The organism is Fictibacillus sp. S7, assembly GCF_004127935.1.
GTDB classification, from domain to species: domain Bacteria; phylum Bacillota; class Bacilli; order Bacillales; family Fictibacillaceae; genus Fictibacillus_C; species Fictibacillus_C enclensis.
The window spans coordinates 1,240,978-1,260,834 of sequence record NZ_QJKL01000001.1; the positions used below are offsets into that span (position 1 = coordinate 1,240,978).

Below are 19,857 nucleotides of genomic sequence, written 5' to 3' on the forward strand. Positions count from 1 at the left end.
TCCTTCTGTACAACTTACATTATATTTTGAGCATTCATATCCACCGAGATCTGGAGGCCGTTGACGTCCATTTCAGGCTGAAAATGCTGAAGTAATTCAGAGATCATTTCGCTCAATCCAGGTTCATTTTTGTATTTTATCATGACCTGGTAGCGATATCTATCTTTGATGCGGGCGATCGGCGATACGACCGGCCCAAGAATGATAGTTCCCCGTGAAACCCTCTGTGAAAGGTACGATGCTGATTTCTCACTTGCATCCACCACCTTCATCAATTCCGGATGCGAGAAGGACAGCAGCGTCAAATAATAATAAGGGGGATATTTATGGTCCCTTCTGATTTTCATCTCATCGTCATAAAATGCATGATAATCGTGCTGAGAGGCAAGATCGATGCTGTAATGACCGATCGTATAGCTCTGGACCACCACTTCTCCGGTTAACTCATGCCTGCCGGCTCTTCCGCTCACCTGGGTCAGAAGCTGAAAGGTTTTTTCGGACGCTCTGAAATCCGGAAGATGAAGCATCGTATCCGCGGCAAGAACACCGACAAGCGTAACTTTTGGAAAATCCAATCCCTTGGCGATCATTTGTGTGCCCAGCAAGATATCTGCCTTTCCCTGTCCGAATTCATTCAGCAACCTCTCATGGCTTCCTTTCCTACCTGTTGTGTCAACATCCATCCGGATCACCCTGGCCTCCGGGAGAAGTCTGGCAAGCTCTTCCTCCACCTTTTGTGTACCGGTACCGAAAAAGCGGATGTATGGGCTCTCGCACATCGGACAGCGCGAAGGCATCGGCTCCTGATGCCCGCAATAATGGCATTTCAGCAAATGCTGCCGCTTATGGTACGTTAGCGAGATATCGCAATGCGGACACTCACCAACATAGCCGCAGTCACGGCACAGAATAAATGATGAATAGCCTCTGCGGTTTAAAAAGAGTACCGCCTGCTCCTTCCGGCTGAGCACTTCCTTGAGCTTGGTGAACAAATCCCGTGAAAACATGGAGCGGTTACCGGCACGCAGCTCCTCTCTCATATCAACAACCGACACGGATGGGAGTTCGCGCTGATTGACCCTGTCGCTCAATTCACAAAGGGTGTAAACCCCTTTTTGTGCTCTGGCATACGATTCAAGCGAAGGAGTTGCACTTCCCAGTATGACAGGACACCGGTGGTATTCTCCCCGATGAACGGCTACCTCTCTGGCGTGATAGCGGGGATTTTCCTCCTGCTTATAACTGGATTCATGCTCCTCGTCTATTATGATCAAACCGAGGTTTTCAAAAGGGGCAAACACTGCGGAACGGGCTCCGACAACTACAGATACCTCTTTCCGTTGAATTTTCCGCCATTCATCATATTTTTCTCCCGCGGACAAGGCGCTATGCAGCACAGCAACGCGCGAGCCAAATCGTGCTTTAAACCGGTTAACCATCTGAGGTGTCAACGATATTTCAGGAACAAGGACAATCGCCTCCTGTCCTTTTTTTATCACCTTGTCGATGGATTGAAGATAAATTTCTGTTTTGCCGCTTCCTGTTACACCGTGAATCAAAATTGTTTCATGCCGTTGTTCCTCAAGCGCTGACAATACCGGCCGGATACATTGCTCCTGCTGCATGGTAAGCGGCAGTGGCTCTGTTGGCTTGATATCCCGGTTGGCATATGGATCACGGTAAATTTCTTTTTCGATTGTTTGTACATACCCTTTTTGTTCCAGCGACTGTATCGCCGAACGTGTGGTCTCCAGGATCTCAAGCAGATCCTTTTGCACAACCGGTTCCCCGGACTCCAGTAAAAACGAAAGGATTTCGCGTTGTTTTACCGCCTGTTTGGAAAGGGACGCCATGTGTTCCAGGATCTCTTCTTCCGTTCCTGAGGCATGCACAAGCTTGATTTTTTTCTTGGTAACCTTATCTGACATCTGATAGATGACTTCCAGATGATTTTTTTGAACCAACCGCTGAAACAAGCCTAGCGGTGTGGGTGTGATCTTCAATAAATCCTCCATGGGTATGCGGTCACGATGCCTGAACCATTCCGCTGCCTCGACTGGCAAATCTTCCAAAGAAATGCCATCCACCATTTTGAATTCTTTATTATAGGTCGCTTTCAACGCAGCAGGGATCATCGCCTGATAGGCGGTAATCAAAAAGCACAACGTCTTTTGGGAAACCCACTGGCCGAGCTGTAAAAGCTCCTCTGTTAATACGGGTACAGGATCAAGCAGTTCATTGATTTTTTTCAGCTTTTTTACGGATGGCTCGTCAGCCAGTCCCATGACAAACCCCTGAAGCTTACGGGGGCCAAACGGAACAGAAACCCTCATTCCCGGTTTTACCGTATCCTCCAGCTCTTGGGGAACAAGGTAATCGAAGGTGCGGTTCACATTGCTGGCCGGCACATCCACGATCACTTTGGCTATCATAAAGCCATCAATTCCATCGCCTGAAGAAGCACTTCCTCGGCAACTTTTTCTTTCGACTGCAGCGGATATTCAATCGACGACCCATCCTTCTTATAAATAATGACTCGGTTGGTGTCCACACTAAACCCTGCGTCTTCCTGTGCCACGTTGTTGGCGACAATCATATCGAGATTTTTACGCTTCAGCTTATCAAGTGCGTACTTCTCCAAATTGCCGGTTTCCGCGGCGAACCCTACAAGAATTTGCCGTTCCTTTTTCTGGCCGAGCACGGAAAGAATATCTGTTGTTTTTTCCATTTCCACCGACCAGTTTTCCTTGTTTTTCTTCATTTTTTCATCATATTTAATACGCGGGGTATAGTCGGCGACTGCTGCCGACTTAATGACAAGATCCTGCTTTGGATATTCCTTCATAACCGCCTGATACATATCCTCGGTAGATATGACTTCGATAACATGTACACCTGCTGGTTTTTCCAGAGCTGTCGGACCGCTGACCAGCGTTACGGACGCACCCATTCTGGCTGCCGCTTCTGCAATGGCATACCCCATCTTTCCCGAAGAATAATTGGTAAAATAACGCACAGGGTCGACCTGTTCCCTTGTCGGGCCTGCGGTTACCAGCACATTTCTCCCCTGAAGAGGCAAATCTGCAACGTGTTCCGCTCCCGAAAAATGTTCCTCTATACAGGCGATGATTTCTTCGGGTTCGGCAAGCCTTCCTTTCCCGACATACCCGCAGGCAAGCAAGCCCTCCCCCGGCTCCACAAATCGATAGCCAAAGTCTGCAAGCTTTTGCATGTTTTGCAATACAGCCGGATGCTGATACATATGCACATTCATGGCCGGGGCAATCATTATGGGTGCCTGTGCAGCCAATAATGTCGTTGTGATCATATCATCCGCAATGCCATTGGCCAGCTTGCCAATGAAGTTGGCCGTTGCAGGTGCCACCACAACAAGATCTGCCCAGTCAGCAAGGTCAATATGGGCAACTACATGTGGATCGCGTTCTTCAAACGTGTCGGTGTATACTACATTTCTGGACAAGGTCTGCAGGGTCAGCGGGGTAATAAATTTTTGAGCGGAATCTGACATAATCACTTTGACATGAAACCCTTTTTGAAACAGTTGGCTCGCAATTGTCGCTGCCTTATAAGCCGCAATTCCGCCTGTCACACAAAGGAGTACATTTTTTTGAGATGGAGTCAAGGTTTGTTCCTCCCGTCTTTGTTTACATAATATATTTATAATCAATCTATTTGTTATTCTGCAAAAACTGAAAAAAATAACAACCTATTCTCATAGGTTGTTATTGTTCTCATTCCGAGTCAGTCTTTTTGGACGTTAGATAACCAGCGTAAATTTCTTCAAGCGCTTTTCCAACATATTTATGGGAAACCGGCTTTTCAACAATTCCGTTATTGCTTCTTTGGATCTCTCTTGCCCGTTTCGAAGAAAGAGTGACCAGTGAGTATTTTGAATCGATTTTGTCCATGAGGGCATCAATTGAAGGATAAAGCATAGTTATTCATCTCCCAGTAATTTTTTATAGCGGTTCGTGACCCGGTCCACTTTACAGTGTTCTGACGTAATGATGGACCGGATCCTGCTGCAGGCACTGCTGATTTCATCATTGACTACCGAATAATCGTAGTGCTGCATCATTTCGATTTCTTCCCTTGCAACGGTCATCCGGTTGTTAATTAGGTCCTCGGTTTCTGTGCCCCTGCCCACAATGCGGCTTCGCAATTCTTCAAGGCTTGGCGGTGTCAGGAAGATAAATACACCCTCAGGGAACGTCTTTCTCACCTGCAGTGCCCCCTGGACTTCAATTTCCAAAATAACATCCCGGCCCTCATCAAGTGTCTGATTCACATACTCGATTGGTGTACCGTAAAAATTGCCAACATATTCTGCCCACTCAAGAAGCTCATTATTTTCAATCATGTGTTGAAATTCTTCTTTAGTTTTGAAAAAATAATCTACCCCGTGAACTTCTCCGGCGCGCGGAGTGCGGGTAGTCGCTGAAACCGAATATTGGATATCCAGTTTTTGCGCACGCAATGCTTTGCAAACAGTTCCCTTGCCGACACCGGAAGGTCCTGAGAGCACAAACAAAATGCCCCGTTCTGTATCCATACTTACCTCCACCTAATTTTCTTCCGTTCCCTCTTCAATTGAGAGCAGCCGCTGTGCCACTGTTTCAGGCTGGACAGCAGAAAGGACAACGTGATCACTGTCGGTAATGATAACTGCTCTCGTCCGCCTGCCGTAAGTGGCGTCAATAAGCATGTTTCCGTCCCTCGCCATCGTAATAAGGCGCTTGATCGGTGCTGATTCCGGACTGACAACGGATATGATTCGGTGTGCTGCAACAATGTTTCCATAACCAATATTTATTAACTTCATGTATATAACCGCTCCTAACGTTGGTAGTTCTATTCTAGCCAGAACGAGCAAGATCATAATCATTTATGTACAAATTAATTACATGTATGGATATGTCCGTACCCAGCACATTTATATCATTTTAGCATATTCCTTCGTTATTCTAAACAATTTTAGCTTTGTACACAAGCCAGAACCAAAAAAAGTGATAAAAACAGGTTTACTGTTCTTATCACTTTCAGCTCTTTGCCTACAGTTTTTTGAAAGCTTGAAACCCTGTAAGGGCAAAAGTGGGTATGGCCGCCATTCCCATGACAAGAAGCCAATCACGGAACGACAATGGTACCGTGTGAAAAATCCCCTGTAGCGGCCCGATATACATGACGACAAGAAGAAGGGCGACAGAGGACAGCACAGCCAGCACAAGGGCCATGTTGCCAAACGGATTCCGGTGAAGCACCGACCGCTCGCTCCGGCAGTCAAACACATGAATGAGCTGGGCCATAACGAGCGTACAAAAAGCCACGGTCTGGGCTTTCATAAGCTGATCCGGATGCTCGTTCAACGCCGTCCAAAATGCCAGTATGGTGACTGCGCCAATCATGAACCCACGGGAAATAATCTTCCAGCCCAAGCCCCTTGAAAAAACCCCTTCGTTTGGTTTTCTTGGCGCCCGCTTCATGACATTATCCTCCGCCGGATCAATGCCGAGTGCCATCGCAGGCAAGCCGTCTGTCACGAGATTGACCCAAAGAATCTGAATGGGAACGAGCGGCATTGGCATGGAAAGTATCATGGCAAACAGCATCACAAGAATTTCTCCGACATTGGAAGCCAGGAGGTAGCGGATGAACTTCCTGATATTTTCATAGATGTTTCTGCCTTCTTCGATCGCTGCACGGATCGTTGCAAAATTGTCATCGCTCAATACAAGAGAGGATGCTTCTTTGGCGACGTCCGTTCCGGTGATTCCCATCGCGATGCCGATATTGGCAGATTTAATCGCAGGTGCATCATTGACTCCATCGCCGGTCATTGCCACAATGTGCCCTCTTTTTTGGAGTGCTTTCACGATTTTGAGCTTGTGTTCCGGAGAAACGCGGGCGTAAACATAAATGTTTTCTGCTTCCCGGACGAGATCATCCTCAGACATGAGCGACAGTGCCGCACCGTCAACGACTTTTCCTCCGGAGGGAAGAATGTTAAGCTGTCTTGCAATGGCACTCGCCGTCACCGCGTGATCTCCTGTAATCATGACCGTCTTGATACCCGCCTCATGGCACCGTTCAATGCTCTCTTTCACTTCCTCTCTCGGCGGGTCAATCATTCCTTGCAGCCCGACAAATGTCAGATGATTTTCATAGGATGAACCGGACACGGGGCCGTCCTTGCCCAGGATCGGTTTATAAGCAACCGCGATGGTCCGGAGCGCCTGGCTGCCAAGGCCCATGATCGCTTCTTTAACCTGTTCGGTATGATTTTGTTTCAGTAGCTGGCGCCGGCCATCCCAAAGCACATAGTCACTTTTCTCGAGCAATACATCAGGTGCTCCTTTAGCGATTAAAAACGTTTCCCCGTTAGTATTCCTCACAATTACACTCATCATTTTTCTTGTGGAATCAAAGGGAACTTCGTCTATTATTTCAAGTGCATCGAGCATCGTTTCTTTGGCCAATCCGGCCTTGGCCGCACTGATCAGTAAAGCAGCTTCTGTTGGGTCACCCATGATTCTCCCGCTGTCCTGTAGCTCCGCGTTGTTGCAGATGACCCCGTATGAAAGCAGCTGAAGCAGCCCATCATGCTGATCCACTTTTGTTTTTTGTCCGTTTCTTAAAAAATCTCCTTCTGTATCATAGCCGCTTCCTGTTACGTTCCATGTTATACCCTCACTCCACAAATGAGTAACTGTCATCTTGTTTTGTGTAAGTGTACCGGTCTTATCCGAGCAGATTACCGTTGCGCAGCCCAATGTTTCCACGGATGGAAGCTTGCGGACAATGGCTCTCCGCTTGATCATTTTCTGTACGCCAAGGGCAAGCGCAATCGTGACGATGGCTGGCAAGCCTTCGGGAATAGCGGCAACGGCCAGTGATACTCCTGCAAGCACCATGCTGTATAAATCATGTCCTCTGTAAACACCGGTCAAGACAACCAGAACTGTCAGAAGCAGGGCAAGTCCGATCAAAACTTTTCCAAGCTGCTCGAGCTTCAATTGCAAAGGGGTGGCAAGCGCATCTGCATTTTGAATCAAATGGGCAATTTTCCCCATTTCCGTGTTCATGCCTGTTGCAATCACAATGCCTGTCCCGCTGCCGCGTGTAGCCATGGTGCCCATAAAAGCCATATTGCTTTGGTCGCCAAGCGCGAGACCGGTGCCCTGGATGGCTTCCGGTTTTTTTTGAACTGGAATAGACTCACCTGTCAGCGCCGATTCCTCAATATATAATCCTTTGGCTGAAATCATCCGGATGTCCGCACCCACCCTGTCTCCCGCTGACAATCTCACGAGATCTCCAGGCACCAGTTCTTTCGCCGAAATTGGGCTCCAACTGCCGTTCCTCATAACCATGGCGGAAGGTGCCGATAATTCCCGAAGAGCACTGAGCGACTTTTCCGCCTTCCGTTCCTGAATGAATCCCAAAATCCCGTTCATGATAACAATGAGGATAATCGCGATGGCATCCAAATACTCCCCAAGCAATCCTGAAAGGAGCGTGGCTGCCAGCAGCACAAGAACCATAAAATCTTTAAACTGAGCAAAGAAAACGAGAAGTGCGGACGGCTTTTTCCCTTCCTGCAACTGGTTATAGCCTGCCGTCTTGAGCTTCCTCTGACTATCCTTTTCGCTCAGCCCGGTTTCCAGATTGCTCCCGGTCAACCGTTCAACCTCTTCCTTCGAAAGTTCATACCAATTCATTTCTCCACCTCTGCCTTGTAACGTATATAGCCATTTATATGCAGGCATGTCCGCAATAATGCTATACTATTATGGAGAGAAACAGAGGTGAGATTATGAGTTTTGACGGAATTGCAACACGCGCAGTTTCCCACGAAATCAAGAATAAACTTCAATCCGGTAAAATCACAAAAATCTATCAGCCTGATAAAACCGATTTGCTGTTTACCGTAAGAGCCGGCGGAAGAAATCATAAGCTGCTGGTCTCCGCCAATCCCTCCTTCAGCAGGGTTCAATTGACGGAACAATCCTATGACAATCCCGCCATCCCTCCTATGTTCTGCATGCTGCTTAGAAAGCATATGGAAGGATCAGTGATCGAATCGATCGAACAGGTGGATCTGGAACGGATTATTCATATTAAAGTAAAAAACAGGGACGAAATTGGTGATATCGCCTATAAAACGCTCATTATCGAAATCATGGGCAGGCACAGCAACGTCATTCTTGTAGATGACAAAACAGGATTGATTTCGGACTGCATCAAGCATATACCGCCTTCTCTGAACCGGTACCGCACTCTGCTGCCCGGGCAGAAATATATTGCCCCGCCCCCACAGGAAAAACATTCTCCTCTCACGGAAACATCCGAGGGTTTCACCCGGAAAATCCAGTGGAACGAAGGCAAAATTGACCGGCAGATCGTCCAGCTGTACAGCGGACTGTCCCCCCTTCTTGGCAAGGAAATCATTCACCGTGCGGGATTATCAACAAAAGAAGCTCTTTCCGATGCCTTTATCAAGATGATGGAGGAAGTGAATCACCACAACTACTACCCGCAAATGGTTGTATCACTGGGAAAAGAGTATTTTTCCGTGGTGGCCCTTACCCATCTAGATGGCGAGAAAAAGGAGTTTTCATCCACAGGAGAGCTGCTCGACCGTTTTTATTATGGCAAAGCAGAGCGGGACAGAGTGAAACAACAGGCTGCCGATCTTGAAAAGCTTCTGCACAACGAATATAACAAGCTCGGCAAAAAGGTGAAGAAGCTCAACGCATCGCTTGCGGATACCGAGAAAGCGGACAGGTTCAAGGTTCTGGGTGAACTGTTGACCGCCCATCTTTATATGGTAAAAAAAGGCCAAAAGGAGATTGAAGTCGCAAACTATTACGAAGAAGATCAGCCGATGATTACCATTCCGCTGGATCCGCAAAAAGGCCCGTCGGAAAATGCTCAACAGTATTTTAAAAAATATAACAAACTCAAAAGCTCTGTAGCTTATATTGAGGAGCAGTTGGAGAAGACGTATGATGAGCTGGCCTATTTTGAAAGTCTGATCCAGCAAATGGAATCAGCCTCCGTAAGGGACGTGGCCGGCATTCGTGAGGAACTTGAGGAACAGGGATATGTTAGAAGAAGAAAAGTTCAAAAATCCAAAAAAAACGACAAGCCAGTCCTTGAAACTTATCAATCCTCGGATGGAACAACCATTCTTGTTGGCAAGAATAATAAGCAAAATGATTATTTGACATTTAAAGCCTCCCGCCAGAATGAAACATGGCTCCACACGAAGGATATTCCAGGATCCCATGTGGTCATAAAGGCTGAGGATGTAAGTGAGACGACTCTTCTTGAAGCTGCCGGACTCGCTGCTTATTTCAGCAAAGCCAAAAATTCCGGTTCTGTCCCAGTTGATTACACGCTCATACGGCATGTGAAAAAGCCGTCAGGTGCCAAGCCGGGCTTTGTCATTTATGATCAGCAGCAAACGTTATATGTGACACCGGATCAGGATCAACTCATGAAATTAAAAAAATAGCCGGGAGCATAAGCTCCCGGCTATTTTTTTGCGATGGTGACGATAGCCAGACCGGCCAGCACTTCATGATGCTCCACATCAGAAAGGCCATTCTTCTCCAGGAGAGCAGTGAGCTCACGGGAGGAGTAACGGTGCCTTCTTGTTGATACATTGGCCCATTTCAGCATGGCCGTTTGTTCAAACCCGCAGATCTGGTGGTCTTTGCAATACTGGAACGCTTCTTTTTGGTTCATCTTTTCTGACGGATTCAGCATCCCGATCGTCCCACCGGACTTCAAAACACGAATCATTTCTTTGATTCCCAGTTCAGGTTCAGGAAGCAAAAACATGACACACGTCGATAGCGTCAAATCGAAGGATGCATCATCAAAGGGCAGATCACAGGCATCCCCCACCACAAATTCGCTCTTTTCGCTTCGATTGTGAAAAAAGAAATTCTGAATACTGGCTTTTACCATTTCGGAGGAAAGGTCGATTCCCGTCAGCTTTGCGGCTTCATCTGCTCCCCGGAGCAGCAGTCTTCCCGTCCCGCAGCCCACATCTAGCACGTTTTTGCTCTCCCAGGAACCTGTTTTTTCTTTAAGTGTATCGTGAACCCCTGAAAGCCACTCCGTTCTGGCCATACTGTCAAAAAAAGAAACCAGTTCATCAAATTCTTCCCCATTCATTTTTCTCAATCAGAAGCGCTCCTTCCATTTTACCGTTACGCCTTCTGCAGCCAGTTTTCCGGATCTTCTTTCCACTGCAGCAAGTGCGATAGGTTATCCTTTGTAATATAGCCTTCTTGTGAGGCCGTTTCTATTAATGTACTAAAATCGGTTAGAGTTTGCACCCTTATTTCATGCTCTTTCAGATTGGCGGCGCCTTTTGAAAGTTCATAGGAGAACACGGCGACCACTCCGAGGACGTTGCAGCCTGCTTCTCTTAACGCGTTTACCGCCGTAATGACGCTTCCACCCGTTGAAATCAAATCTTCCACAACTACCACATTCATTCCCGGCTCCGCTTTTCCTTCAATTTGTTTGCCTTTACCATGGGATTTTGCACTGCTTCTTACATAGCTCATCGGAAGATTCAGCCTGTCTGCAAGCAATGCCGCATGCGGAATGCCAGCGGTTGCCGTTCCAGAAATCATTTCCGCCTGTGGAAAGTGTTCAAGTACGAGGTTTTCCAGTCCTTCTGCAATATGATTGCGGACTTCCGGGTGAGACAAGGTTAAACGGTTATCACAATAAATGGGAGACCGAAGTCCTGACGACCAGGTATACGGCTCTTCGACAGAAAGTGTGACCGCTTTGATGGAAAGCAAGTCTTTAGCAATTTGTTGTTTCATGAAAAATCCCCCATTCTTTTTGTATCGTCATGTAAGTTTCTAATGGATCGACTGATCCGGTAATGCTTCTGCCGACCACAATAAAATCTGATCCCAGCTTTTTTGCCCCAGCAGGATCAGCTGTTCTGATCTGATCATTCTTATTGTCGCCTGAGAGACGGATTCCCGGTGTTACCGCTAAAAAGTCTTCACCACAGACAGCCTTCATGTGAGGCACTTCCAGCGGCGAACAAACGACTCCGTCAAGCCCGCTTTCTTTAGCCAGATTAGCATAATGGCTTACCGTGGATTCCATCGATTCCTTGATCAAAAGCTCACTTTGCAGCATTTCCTGTGAGGTGCTGGTCAACTGAGTGACCGCGATGCACAATGGCCGCCTAGCCCCAGGGCTTCCCGAATTAAGCCCCTCAATGGCCCGTTTCATCATTTCGGTGCCTCCTGCCGCATGCACATTGACCATATCCACACCAAGCCCTGCAATGCGGTTCATCGCTTTTTGAACAGTCGTCGGGATGTCATGAAGCTTTAGATCAAGGAAAATACGGAAACCTTTTTCTTTTAAAAAGGAGATGAGCTGGGGGCCTTCCTGGTAGTACAATTCCATTCCAACTTTAACCCATATTTGTTGTTGTTCTTCCGGATCGACCTTTTGTTTTACAAAAGGATCAACCTTTTGTTTTACAAAAGGATCAATAAATGCTTCGACTTCCTTTTTTCCGGGAAAATCTAGCGCGATAATGACGGGGTTCCGCATTCCTTCCAGCTCCCTCCAATAAGTTCAGTGATATGGTTAACGTTCATTTTTTCCAATAACTCAGGCAACTGGGAAATGATTTCCGGACAAATATAAGGGTCAACAAAGTTTGCAGTACCGATGGCCACTGCAGAAGCGCCGGCAAGCATAAATTCAATCACATCTTCAGCCGAGCTTACTCCCCCCATGCCAATGATGGGAATGGACACCGCCTGGCTGACTTCATGGATCATGCGGATGGCTACCGGTTTGATGGCAGGGCCGGACAGGCCGCCGGTTTTATTGGCAATCACCGGTTTGCGTGTTTTTAAGTCAATTCGCATGCCGAGCAATGTATTAATCATGGAAAGGCCATCTGCACCAGCCTCTTCTACGGCAAGCGCCATCTCCGTAATATTTGAAACGTTTGGTGACAGCTTTACATAAACCGGCTTGGCTGAAACAGCTTTTACTTTCTTTGTAAGCGCAGCTGCCGTCGCCGCGTCTGTTCCAAACTGAATTCCGCCTTCTTTTACGTTCGGACAAGAGATGTTCAGCTCCAGAACTGAAACCTGGGGATGCAGAGAAATCTTGCGGGCGACTTCACAATAATCTTCTTCGGTTGATCCTGCGATATTGGCGACAATGGGCAGGTCATACGATTGAAGATGCGGAAGTTCGTTTTCCATGATCTGGTCCACACCAGGATTTTGCAGACCGATGGCGTTGAGCATTCCGCTGTGTGTTTCTGCCACCCTTGGTGTGGGATTGCCAAACCTGGGTTCCCGTGTTGCCGCTTTGATAGCCGCTGCCCCGAGCACTGACAGATCATAAAACTCAGCATATTCTTTTCCAAAACCGAAACAGCCGGATGCGGGCATGATTGGATTTTTCATCTCTAATCCCGGCAAGCTTACAGACAGTTTTTTCATAGTGCCACCCTCCCGATCGGAAATACCGGTCCATTGCTGCAGATTTTCACATAGTCCGAAGGTGCTCCGCCATTTACATGGCAGACGCAGGCAAAACATGCCCCAATGCCACAGCCCATTCGTTCTTCTAGAGAAAAGAATCCGTTCGCATCCGGAATCTGCGCTTCCAGGGCTTTTAGCATAACCGTCGGCCCACACGAGTACAGCAGGTCATAATTTATATCCTCATTTTTCAGTACATCAGTGACAAACCCTTTGGTTCCAAGCGATCCATCGACTGTGGAAATAAAAACTTCCCCCTGCTCAGCGAACTTTTCATTGTAGAACGCGTCTTGCTCCGACTGAAATCCTAATACCGATACAATATTCATACCGCGTCTCTTAAGCTGTTTTGCCAGATAGTACAACGGAGGAACGCCGATTCCTCCGCCAACAAGCAGTGCCGTTTGTCCAGAAGACAATGTATCCAGAGGAAAACCGTTTCCAAGCGGTCCGAGAAGATCGACCGTTTCTCCCTCTCTTTTTTGGCTGAGCAGCGCTGTACCAGCCCCTTCTTTGCGATACAGCATCGTTAATGTCTTGCTTTCCACATCAACGTCACAGATGGAAATCGGCCTTCGCAGGAGCGGCTGAAAACTGTCACTGACCCGTAGGTGGACAAACTGACCGGGAGAGGTCATTTCGGCAATGACTTCCCCCTGCACTTTCAGTTCAAAAATTTGATGTGCGATTTCCTTTTGAGAAATCACCTGTACGAATTCTTTTTTCATACAAGAACACGATCCTTTTCAAAAGCCGGCATTTGTCTCGCTGTAAAGGTAAGAGACTCCAGCACCCCAAGCAGTGCTTCAGCTGTGTCAAGACTTGTCAGGCAAACAACTCCGTTTTCAGAGGATTCCCTTCGGATGCGGAAACCGTCGCGCGCCGGTACTTTTCCTTTTGTTAATGTGTTTACCACAAATTGTGCTTCTCCCTGGCGGATGACATCCAGGAGGTTTCGTTCCTTGCTGCCAATCTTATGAACGACTGTGACCGGGATCTGTTGTTCTTTCAGGTAGTTGGCAGTACCTTCCGTGGCCATAATCGTATAGCCAATCTCATAGAAACGCTTCATGAGACGCAGCGCCTCCGGCTTGTCCTTGTCAGCAACTGTGAACAACACCGTTCCATAGGTTGGTATTTTCATTCCCGAAGCTACAAGGCCCTTGTAAAGCGCTTTTTGCAGCGTTGTATCTCTTCCCATTACCTCTCCGGTTGATTTCATTTCCGGGCTCAGGTAGGTATCCACTCTGCGCAGCTTCGCAAAGGAGAAAACCGGCACCTTAACGAATACTTCCTCTTGTTCTGGTGCATATCCAGTAGAATAGCCCATTTCACTCAGTGGAGTTCCCAGGATCACTTTAGTCGCAAGATTAGCCATCGGAATTCCTGTGATTTTGCTTAAGAATGGCACAGTTCGGCTCGAACGCGGGTTTACTTCTAATACGTACACTTCATCTTTGTGCAGAACAAACTGAATGTTCAACAATCCGACAATGCCCAGTCCGCGTGCCATTGAAATGGTACGGTCAATGATCTTTTCTTTTTGCCCGGGTGTAAGACGCTGTGGCGGATAGACGGCAATCGAGTCGCCGGAGTGGACGCCAGCTCGCTCAATGTGCTCCATGATGCCAGGAATAAACACATCTTTACCATCAGAAATCGCGTCAACTTCCACTTCTTTTCCTTCTAGATACCGGTCGATCAGTACCGGATGCTCCGGATTCACCCTGACAGCATTTTCCATGTACTGAAGAAGTTCCTTTTCTTTATAAACGATTTCCATGGCTCTTCCACCCAGTACATACGAAGGACGCACCAGAACCGGATAGCCGATCCTTTCTGCAATCAGCTTGGCCTCTTTCACCGAGAAGGCCGTAGCTCCGTCTGGCTGAGGAATATTCAGCGACTGCATCGCCTGTTCAAACCGGTCACGGTCTTCTGCACGGTCCATGCTGTCGAGGGATGTTCCTAAAATGGCCACTCCGCGGTCATGAAGAGCTTCTGCCAGGTTAATCGCCGTTTGCCCGCCAAATTGCACGATGACCCCTTTAGGTTTTTCCTGGTCAATCACATGCATGACATCTTCAACCGTCAGCGGTTCAAAATACAGTTTGTCTGATGTGCTAAAATCCGTAGAAACGGTTTCCGGGTTATTGTTGATAATAATCGCTTCATAGCCTGCTTCTTTAATCGCCCATACCGTATGCACCGTTGCATAGTCAAACTCAATTCCCTGTCCGATGCGGATCGGGCCGGAACCGAGTACCAGCACACTTTCTCTTTCCGTCTGAAGGGATTCATTTTCCTCGGCATAGGTGCCGTAGTAGTATGGTGTTTCCGATTCAAACTCGGCAGCGCACGTGTCCACCATTTTATAAACCGGCCGGATTCCTTCATTTGTACGAAGGGTATACATTTCTTTCTCGGACATGTTCCACGCCTTGGCAAGCCAAATATCGCTGAACCCTTTTTCTTTTGCAGTTTTGAGAAGCTTCATGTCTCCTACATTGTTGCGCAGATTTTGTTCGAGATCGATAATGCCCTTGATCTTTTCAAGGAAGAATACATCAATTTTGGTTAGTTCCCAGATTTCCTGTACGGTCATTCCCATTCTGAACGCCTGTGCCACATGAAAGATTCTTTCATCATCGGCATCCGTGAGAGCTGGAATCAGCTCTTCTCGTGATTGCTTTGGCCGGTCAAGTTCAAGATGATAGCATTTGGTTTCAAGTGACCGGACCGCCTTTAAAAGGGATTCTTCCAGATTTCGTCCAATCGCCATCACTTCGCCTGTGGCTTTCATTTGCGTGCCAAGTTTGCGGTTGGCTCCTTCGAATTTGTCAAATGGCCAGCGCGGAATTTTGGTTACGATATAATCAAGCGCCGGTTCAAAGCTAGCATAAGTGGAACCTGTTACCGGATTTTTAATTTCATCCAGGGTATAGCCCACCGCAATTTTTGCGGCAATCTTGGCGATTGGATACCCGGTTGCTTTGGAAGCAAGCGCAGATGACCGGCTCACCCTTGGATTTACTTCAATGATGTAATAATTGCTGCTGTCCGGATCTAGCGCCAATTGAACGTTACAGCCACCTTCAATCTTCAGGGCGCGGATGATTTTAAGGGAAGCGTTTCTCAGAAGCTGATAATCTCTGTCGCTCAGTGTCTGGCTTGGTGCCACGACAATCGAATCACCGGTATGGATGCCAACTGGATCGATGTTTTCCATGTTACAAACCACGATGGAAGTGTCATTGCTGTCACGCATCACTTCATATTCAATTTCTTTAAAACCGGCAATGCTCTTTTCCAGCAGCACTTGGTGCACCGGGCTTGCATGCAAACCGCTTGTAACGATTTCGTTCAGCTCTTCTTCATTGCTGGCAATTCCTCCGCCCGTTCCACCAAGAGTGAACGCCGGTCGAATGATGACTGGATATCCGATTTCTGCGGTAAAGGCTTTTGCTTCATCCAGGTTACGAATGATTTCACTTTCAGGAACCGGCTCATTCAATTCATTCATCAGCCCTCTGAAAAGTTCACGATCCTCTGCCTGCTGTATGCTGGCAAGTGTGGTTCCCAACAATTCCACGCCGCATTCTTCAAGAATGCCGCTTTCGGATAGTTCCACGGCAAGGTTAAGTCCTGTCTGCCCGCCAAGCGTGGCAAGAACACCGTCCGGGCGCTCCTGGCGGATGATTCGGCTGACAAATGGTACCGTAAGCGGTTCGATAAACACTTTATCAGCCATCGTAGTATCCGTCATGATAGTAGCGGGGTTGGAGTTGACCAGAATCACCTCATAGCCTTCTTCCTTCAGTGCCTGGCATGCCTGAGTACCGGCATAATCAAATTCTGCTGCTTGTCCGATCACGATAGGACCGGATCCGATAACTAGTATTTTTTTAATATCTAAGCGTTTAGGCATAGTTGATTCCCCTTTTCCTTGGCAGTTTCCATCATATTCATGAACTTTTCAAACAGCGGATTTGCATCCATTGGCCCAGGTGATGCTTCCGGATGGTATTGGACAGAGAACGCAGGCTTTGTTTTATGCCCGAGCCCTTCAGCCGTTCCGTCATTTACAGCAACATGTGTCAGTTCAAGCTCTGTATGCGCAAGAGATTCCGTCCGCACGGTATACCCATGGTTCTGTGCCGTCATTGTTATTTTTCCGGTTGCAAGATCCTTTACCGGGTGGTTGGACCCCCTGTGTCCGAACTTGAGTTTTTCCGTATTCGCACCGTGTGCCAGTGCAAACAGCTGGTGCCCCAGGCAGATTCCAAACAGCGGAATATTTTCCTCCAGAATAGTTTTGATCATTGGAAGTGCTTCGGGAACATCCTTTGGGTCCCCAGGTCCATTGCTTAACAAGATGCCATCCGGATTTAAAAGCAGAATTTCCGAAGCTGTGGTGTTGTGGGGTACCACAATGACATCGCAGTTCCGGCGGGACAATTCCCGCAAAATGCCGCTTTTTGCGCCATAATCTACAACCACCACTCGTTTTCCTGTATTCGGCAAATGATATGGCGTTTGAGTGGATACTGTTTTCACCTGGTCCGTTCGTAGCGGTGAAGACTTTAGTTCTTCTACTACAGCTGTAATGTCAGCATCTCCTGCGACCAGCTTGCCCTTCAGTGTTCCATGCTTACGGATGAGACGTGTCAGTTTTCTTGTATCAATCCCTTTGAGTCCGGGAATGTTCTTTGCTTTCAGCAGTTCATCCAGCGTTCCGAGCGACTGATAGTGGCTTGGCATTGAGCACGCCTCATGCACAATCAATCCGTGGACAGCGGGAGAAATCGATTCAAAATCCTGGCGGTTTACGCCATAGTTACCGATGAGGGGATAGGTCAGAGTTACGATTTGGCCGCAGTAAGACGGGTCGGATAAAATTTCCTGATAGCCTGTCATTCCGGTATTGAATACAACCTCGCCATCTCTTTCTTCTTGACTGCCAAAGCCTGTCCCGGCAAATACAGTACCGTCTTCTAAAACAAGATTCCTTTTCATGCGTGAACACTCTCCTTCTCATACTTGATGCTGCCTTCCACTATTGTAAGAACCGGCCAGCCTTTGCAGTTCCAACCGCCAAACGGGGTATTTTTTCCTTTTGAAAGGAAGTTATCAGGATTGATTTTTTCTTCATGCTCTAGATCAATGACGGTCAGATCGGCAATTCCGCCAATTTCAATTTTTCCAAAGGAAAGTTCAAAGGCTTCAGACGGTTTGCTTGTAAATCCGTCTACCAATTCCTGCAGGGTTAAAACTCCTTTTTGAACAAGGTGGGTGTACAGAAGCGGGAATGCTGTTTCAAGTCCCACGATGCCAAACGGCGCAAATTCCATCCCCTGGTCTTTATCCTCCTTTGTGTGTGGTGCATGATCCGTTGCCAGGAAATCTATGACACCGGTTCGGTAGGCCTCAATCAATGCCTGCCGGTCCTCTTTGCTTCTGAGCGGAGGATTCATTTTGTAATTGGTATCGAGCCCGGGAATGTCTTCATCACAAAGCAACAGATGATGGGGCGTAACTTCTGCTGTCACTTTGATACCCGCCGCTTTTGCATCTTTTATCACACGTACCGATTCCTTGGTGCTGACATGGCAGACATGATATCGTGCGCCTGCCGCTTCTGCCAGAAGCACATCACGCGCAATCTGGACCGCCTCACATATCGACGGGATGCCATTTAAACCGTGCTTTTCTGAAAAGACACCTTCATGCACAGCGCCTTTATGGATGAGTGTATTTTCCTCACAGTGAGCCACAATGACCGCATCATTCTGCTTTGCCAGATGCATGGCCTGCAGCATCATATCTGCTGACTGTACGCCCACTCCATCATCAGTAAACGCAAAAGCTCCTGCATTTTTTAATCCTTCAAAGTCTGTCATTTCTTTTCCAGCCTGTCTTACAGTAATCGAAGCATACGGAAGCACCCGGACATCTCCAGTTTCCTTGATCCGCTCGTTGACCCATTGAAGCTGTTCAACGTTATCGGGCACCGGCTTCGTATTGGGCATTGCTGCGACTGTTGTAAACCCGCCTCTTGCGGCTGCTTTGGTTCCTGTTTCAATCGTTTCCTTTTGTTCACCACCAGGCTCCCGCAAATGAATATGTAGATCAACAAGTCCAGGAGTAATGAGTTTGCCAGCCACATCGATGACGGTATGGCCTTCTTCCCGCAGGCCGTTCCCCAACTCTGCAATGTTTGTGCCTTCTATCAAAATATCAAGGTCCTTCTGTTCATTTGCACCGGTTAAAACCTTACCACCCTTTAACAAGATACCCATTTGCTGTTTCCCCCTTTAAATTTGTTTCAAGCGCCCATTTCAAAACGGCCATTCTTACGTTTACACCATTGTTCATCTGCTTGAAGATTCTTGATCTCTCGCATTCAACCAGTTCGTCTGCAATCTCTACGCCCCGGTTCACAGGGGCTGGATGCATGATGATTGCCTGATCCTTCATTCTTTTTTCACGAGCTGGAGTTAAACCATAGGCCTCATGATACTGCCCGGATGTCATTCCGCTTTTACATTCGTGTCTTTCATGCTGGATACGGAGCATCATCAGCACATCTGCCATCTCGCAAGCTTCATCCATTGAGAGGTACTGGTCTTCTGCAAGCGATGTATCGTACCACTCTCTTGGCCCTGAAAAATAGACCTTTGCGCCAAGCCTATGCAGGATTTCTGCGTTGGACCTTGCCACCCGGCTGTGCCGGATGTCGCCAACGATGACTACTTTCAATCCCTGAAGAACGATAAATTCCTGTTGGATGGTTAGCAAATCAAGTAACGACTGTGTCGGATGGTTCCCACATCCGTCTCCTGCATTAATGATCGGAATGTTTACTTTTCCAGCCAGTTCCTCAAAATACCGGTCTTTGCTGTGGCGGATCACGGCAGCCTTTGCTCCTATTTCCTCCATTGTCCTGACCGTGTCATACAAGGTTTCACCTTTTTGAGTGCTGGAAAAGCCGCAGTCGAGGTTTAATACCTCAAATCCCAATTTCTTTTGTGCCACTTCAAAGCTCATTCGCGTTCTTGTGCTCGGTTCAAAAAACAAGTTAGCGGCAAAGGTTTTTTCAGCAGGGTTCCATTTTTCGCCCTTGGAAAAACCTTGGGCATCATGCAATATTTGTTCAATTTCCATTAAAGAAAGGTCATTTATTGTAAGCAAATGTTTCATGAGATCAGCTCCAATCTTCATTTTTTTATAAAAAAACACCCTGACTTGAGTTGTCAGGGTGCAGCCGGACAGAAAGAAG

Annotated in this window: 16 protein-coding genes; 1 reads left to right on the forward strand and 15 read right to left on the reverse strand. The window is 47.5% G+C overall.

What is annotated here, in order from left to right:
* Positions 1 to 14: 14 nt before the first annotated feature.
* The 6 genes from priA to DMO16_RS06310 all read right to left on the reverse strand — a co-directional run bounded on the left by priA (position 15) and on the right by DMO16_RS06310 (position 7,739).
* Positions 15 to 2,432, reverse strand: a complete 2,418-nt coding sequence (gene priA / locus DMO16_RS06285; protein WP_129476049.1) for a primosomal protein N' — start codon at positions 2,430 to 2,432, stop codon at positions 15 to 17.
* Positions 2,429 to 3,643, reverse strand: coding sequence for a bifunctional phosphopantothenoylcysteine decarboxylase/phosphopantothenate--cysteine ligase CoaBC (gene coaBC, locus DMO16_RS06290; protein WP_129476051.1), 1,215 nt, complete (start codon positions 3,641 to 3,643; stop codon positions 2,429 to 2,431). Before coaBC ends, priA begins: the two co-directional genes overlap by 4 nt.
* A 109-nt stretch (positions 3,644 to 3,752) precedes the next feature.
* Entirely contained in the window at positions 3,753 to 3,956 is a 204-nt protein-coding gene (gene rpoZ, locus DMO16_RS06295; protein WP_061969326.1) for a DNA-directed RNA polymerase subunit omega, read from the reverse strand.
* A 2-nt stretch (positions 3,957 to 3,958) separates the two neighbouring features.
* Entirely contained in the window at positions 3,959 to 4,573 is a 615-nt protein-coding gene (gene gmk / locus DMO16_RS06300) for a guanylate kinase (RefSeq protein WP_061969324.1), read from the reverse strand.
* Between the two features lie 12 nt (positions 4,574 to 4,585).
* On the reverse strand, positions 4,586 to 4,849 hold the full coding sequence (gene remA, locus DMO16_RS06305; RefSeq protein ID WP_061971570.1) for an extracellular matrix/biofilm regulator RemA: 264 nt from the start codon (positions 4,847 to 4,849) through the stop codon (positions 4,586 to 4,588).
* A gap of 223 nt (positions 4,850 to 5,072) precedes the next feature.
* Positions 5,073 to 7,739, reverse strand: coding sequence for a calcium-translocating P-type ATPase, SERCA-type (locus DMO16_RS06310; protein WP_129476054.1), 2,667 nt, complete (start codon positions 7,737 to 7,739; stop codon positions 5,073 to 5,075).
* 95 nt (positions 7,740 to 7,834) lie between these two features.
* Here DMO16_RS06310 and DMO16_RS06315 point away from each other — a divergent pair, with 95 nt between their 5' ends.
* Entirely contained in the window at positions 7,835 to 9,538 is a 1,704-nt protein-coding gene (locus DMO16_RS06315; protein ID WP_129476057.1) for an Rqc2 family fibronectin-binding protein, read from the forward strand.
* 20 nt (positions 9,539 to 9,558) lie between these two features.
* Here the strand turns inward: DMO16_RS06315 and DMO16_RS06320 are convergent, their stop codons facing one another.
* The 9 genes from DMO16_RS06320 to DMO16_RS06360 are packed head-to-tail and all read right to left on the reverse strand — an operon-like array spanning position 9,559 to position 19,778.
* The gene (locus DMO16_RS06320) at positions 9,559 to 10,206 is read right to left on the reverse strand and encodes a class I SAM-dependent methyltransferase (protein WP_240482283.1); all 648 of its coding nucleotides are present in this window, start codon (positions 10,204 to 10,206) and stop codon (positions 9,559 to 9,561) included.
* A 35-nt stretch (positions 10,207 to 10,241) separates the two neighbouring features.
* The gene (gene pyrE, locus DMO16_RS06325) at positions 10,242 to 10,871 is read right to left on the reverse strand and encodes an orotate phosphoribosyltransferase (RefSeq protein WP_061969316.1); all 630 of its coding nucleotides are present in this window, start codon (positions 10,869 to 10,871) and stop codon (positions 10,242 to 10,244) included.
* On the reverse strand, positions 10,852 to 11,625 hold the full coding sequence (gene pyrF, locus DMO16_RS06330; protein WP_129476060.1) for an orotidine-5'-phosphate decarboxylase: 774 nt from the start codon (positions 11,623 to 11,625) through the stop codon (positions 10,852 to 10,854). The genes pyrE and pyrF overlap by 20 nt, the downstream gene beginning before the upstream one ends.
* The gene (locus tag DMO16_RS06335) at positions 11,598 to 12,536 is read right to left on the reverse strand and encodes a dihydroorotate dehydrogenase (protein ID WP_061969312.1); all 939 of its coding nucleotides are present in this window, start codon (positions 12,534 to 12,536) and stop codon (positions 11,598 to 11,600) included. The genes pyrF and DMO16_RS06335 overlap by 28 nt, the downstream gene beginning before the upstream one ends.
* Complete coding sequence (locus DMO16_RS06340; protein ID WP_061969310.1) at positions 12,533 to 13,306, reverse strand: dihydroorotate dehydrogenase electron transfer subunit; 774 nt, start codon at positions 13,304 to 13,306, stop codon at positions 12,533 to 12,535. Before DMO16_RS06340 ends, DMO16_RS06335 begins: the two co-directional genes overlap by 4 nt.
* On the reverse strand, positions 13,303 to 16,506 hold the full coding sequence (carB, locus tag DMO16_RS06345) for a carbamoyl-phosphate synthase large subunit (RefSeq protein WP_129476062.1): 3,204 nt from the start codon (positions 16,504 to 16,506) through the stop codon (positions 13,303 to 13,305). Before carB ends, DMO16_RS06340 begins: the two co-directional genes overlap by 4 nt.
* Positions 16,491 to 17,594 carry a carbamoyl phosphate synthase small subunit gene (locus DMO16_RS06350; RefSeq protein ID WP_129476065.1) on the reverse strand — a complete coding sequence of 368 codons (1,104 nt, stop codon included), beginning with the start codon at positions 17,592 to 17,594 and terminating at the stop codon, positions 16,491 to 16,493. Before DMO16_RS06350 ends, carB begins: the two co-directional genes overlap by 16 nt.
* Complete coding sequence (locus tag DMO16_RS06355; RefSeq protein WP_129476068.1) at positions 17,591 to 18,877, reverse strand: dihydroorotase; 1,287 nt, start codon at positions 18,875 to 18,877, stop codon at positions 17,591 to 17,593. The genes DMO16_RS06350 and DMO16_RS06355 overlap by 4 nt, the downstream gene beginning before the upstream one ends.
* Positions 18,852 to 19,778 carry an aspartate carbamoyltransferase catalytic subunit gene (locus DMO16_RS06360; RefSeq protein WP_129476071.1) on the reverse strand — a complete coding sequence of 309 codons (927 nt, stop codon included), beginning with the start codon at positions 19,776 to 19,778 and terminating at the stop codon, positions 18,852 to 18,854. Before DMO16_RS06360 ends, DMO16_RS06355 begins: the two co-directional genes overlap by 26 nt.
* Between the last annotated feature and the right edge of the window lie 79 nt (positions 19,779 to 19,857).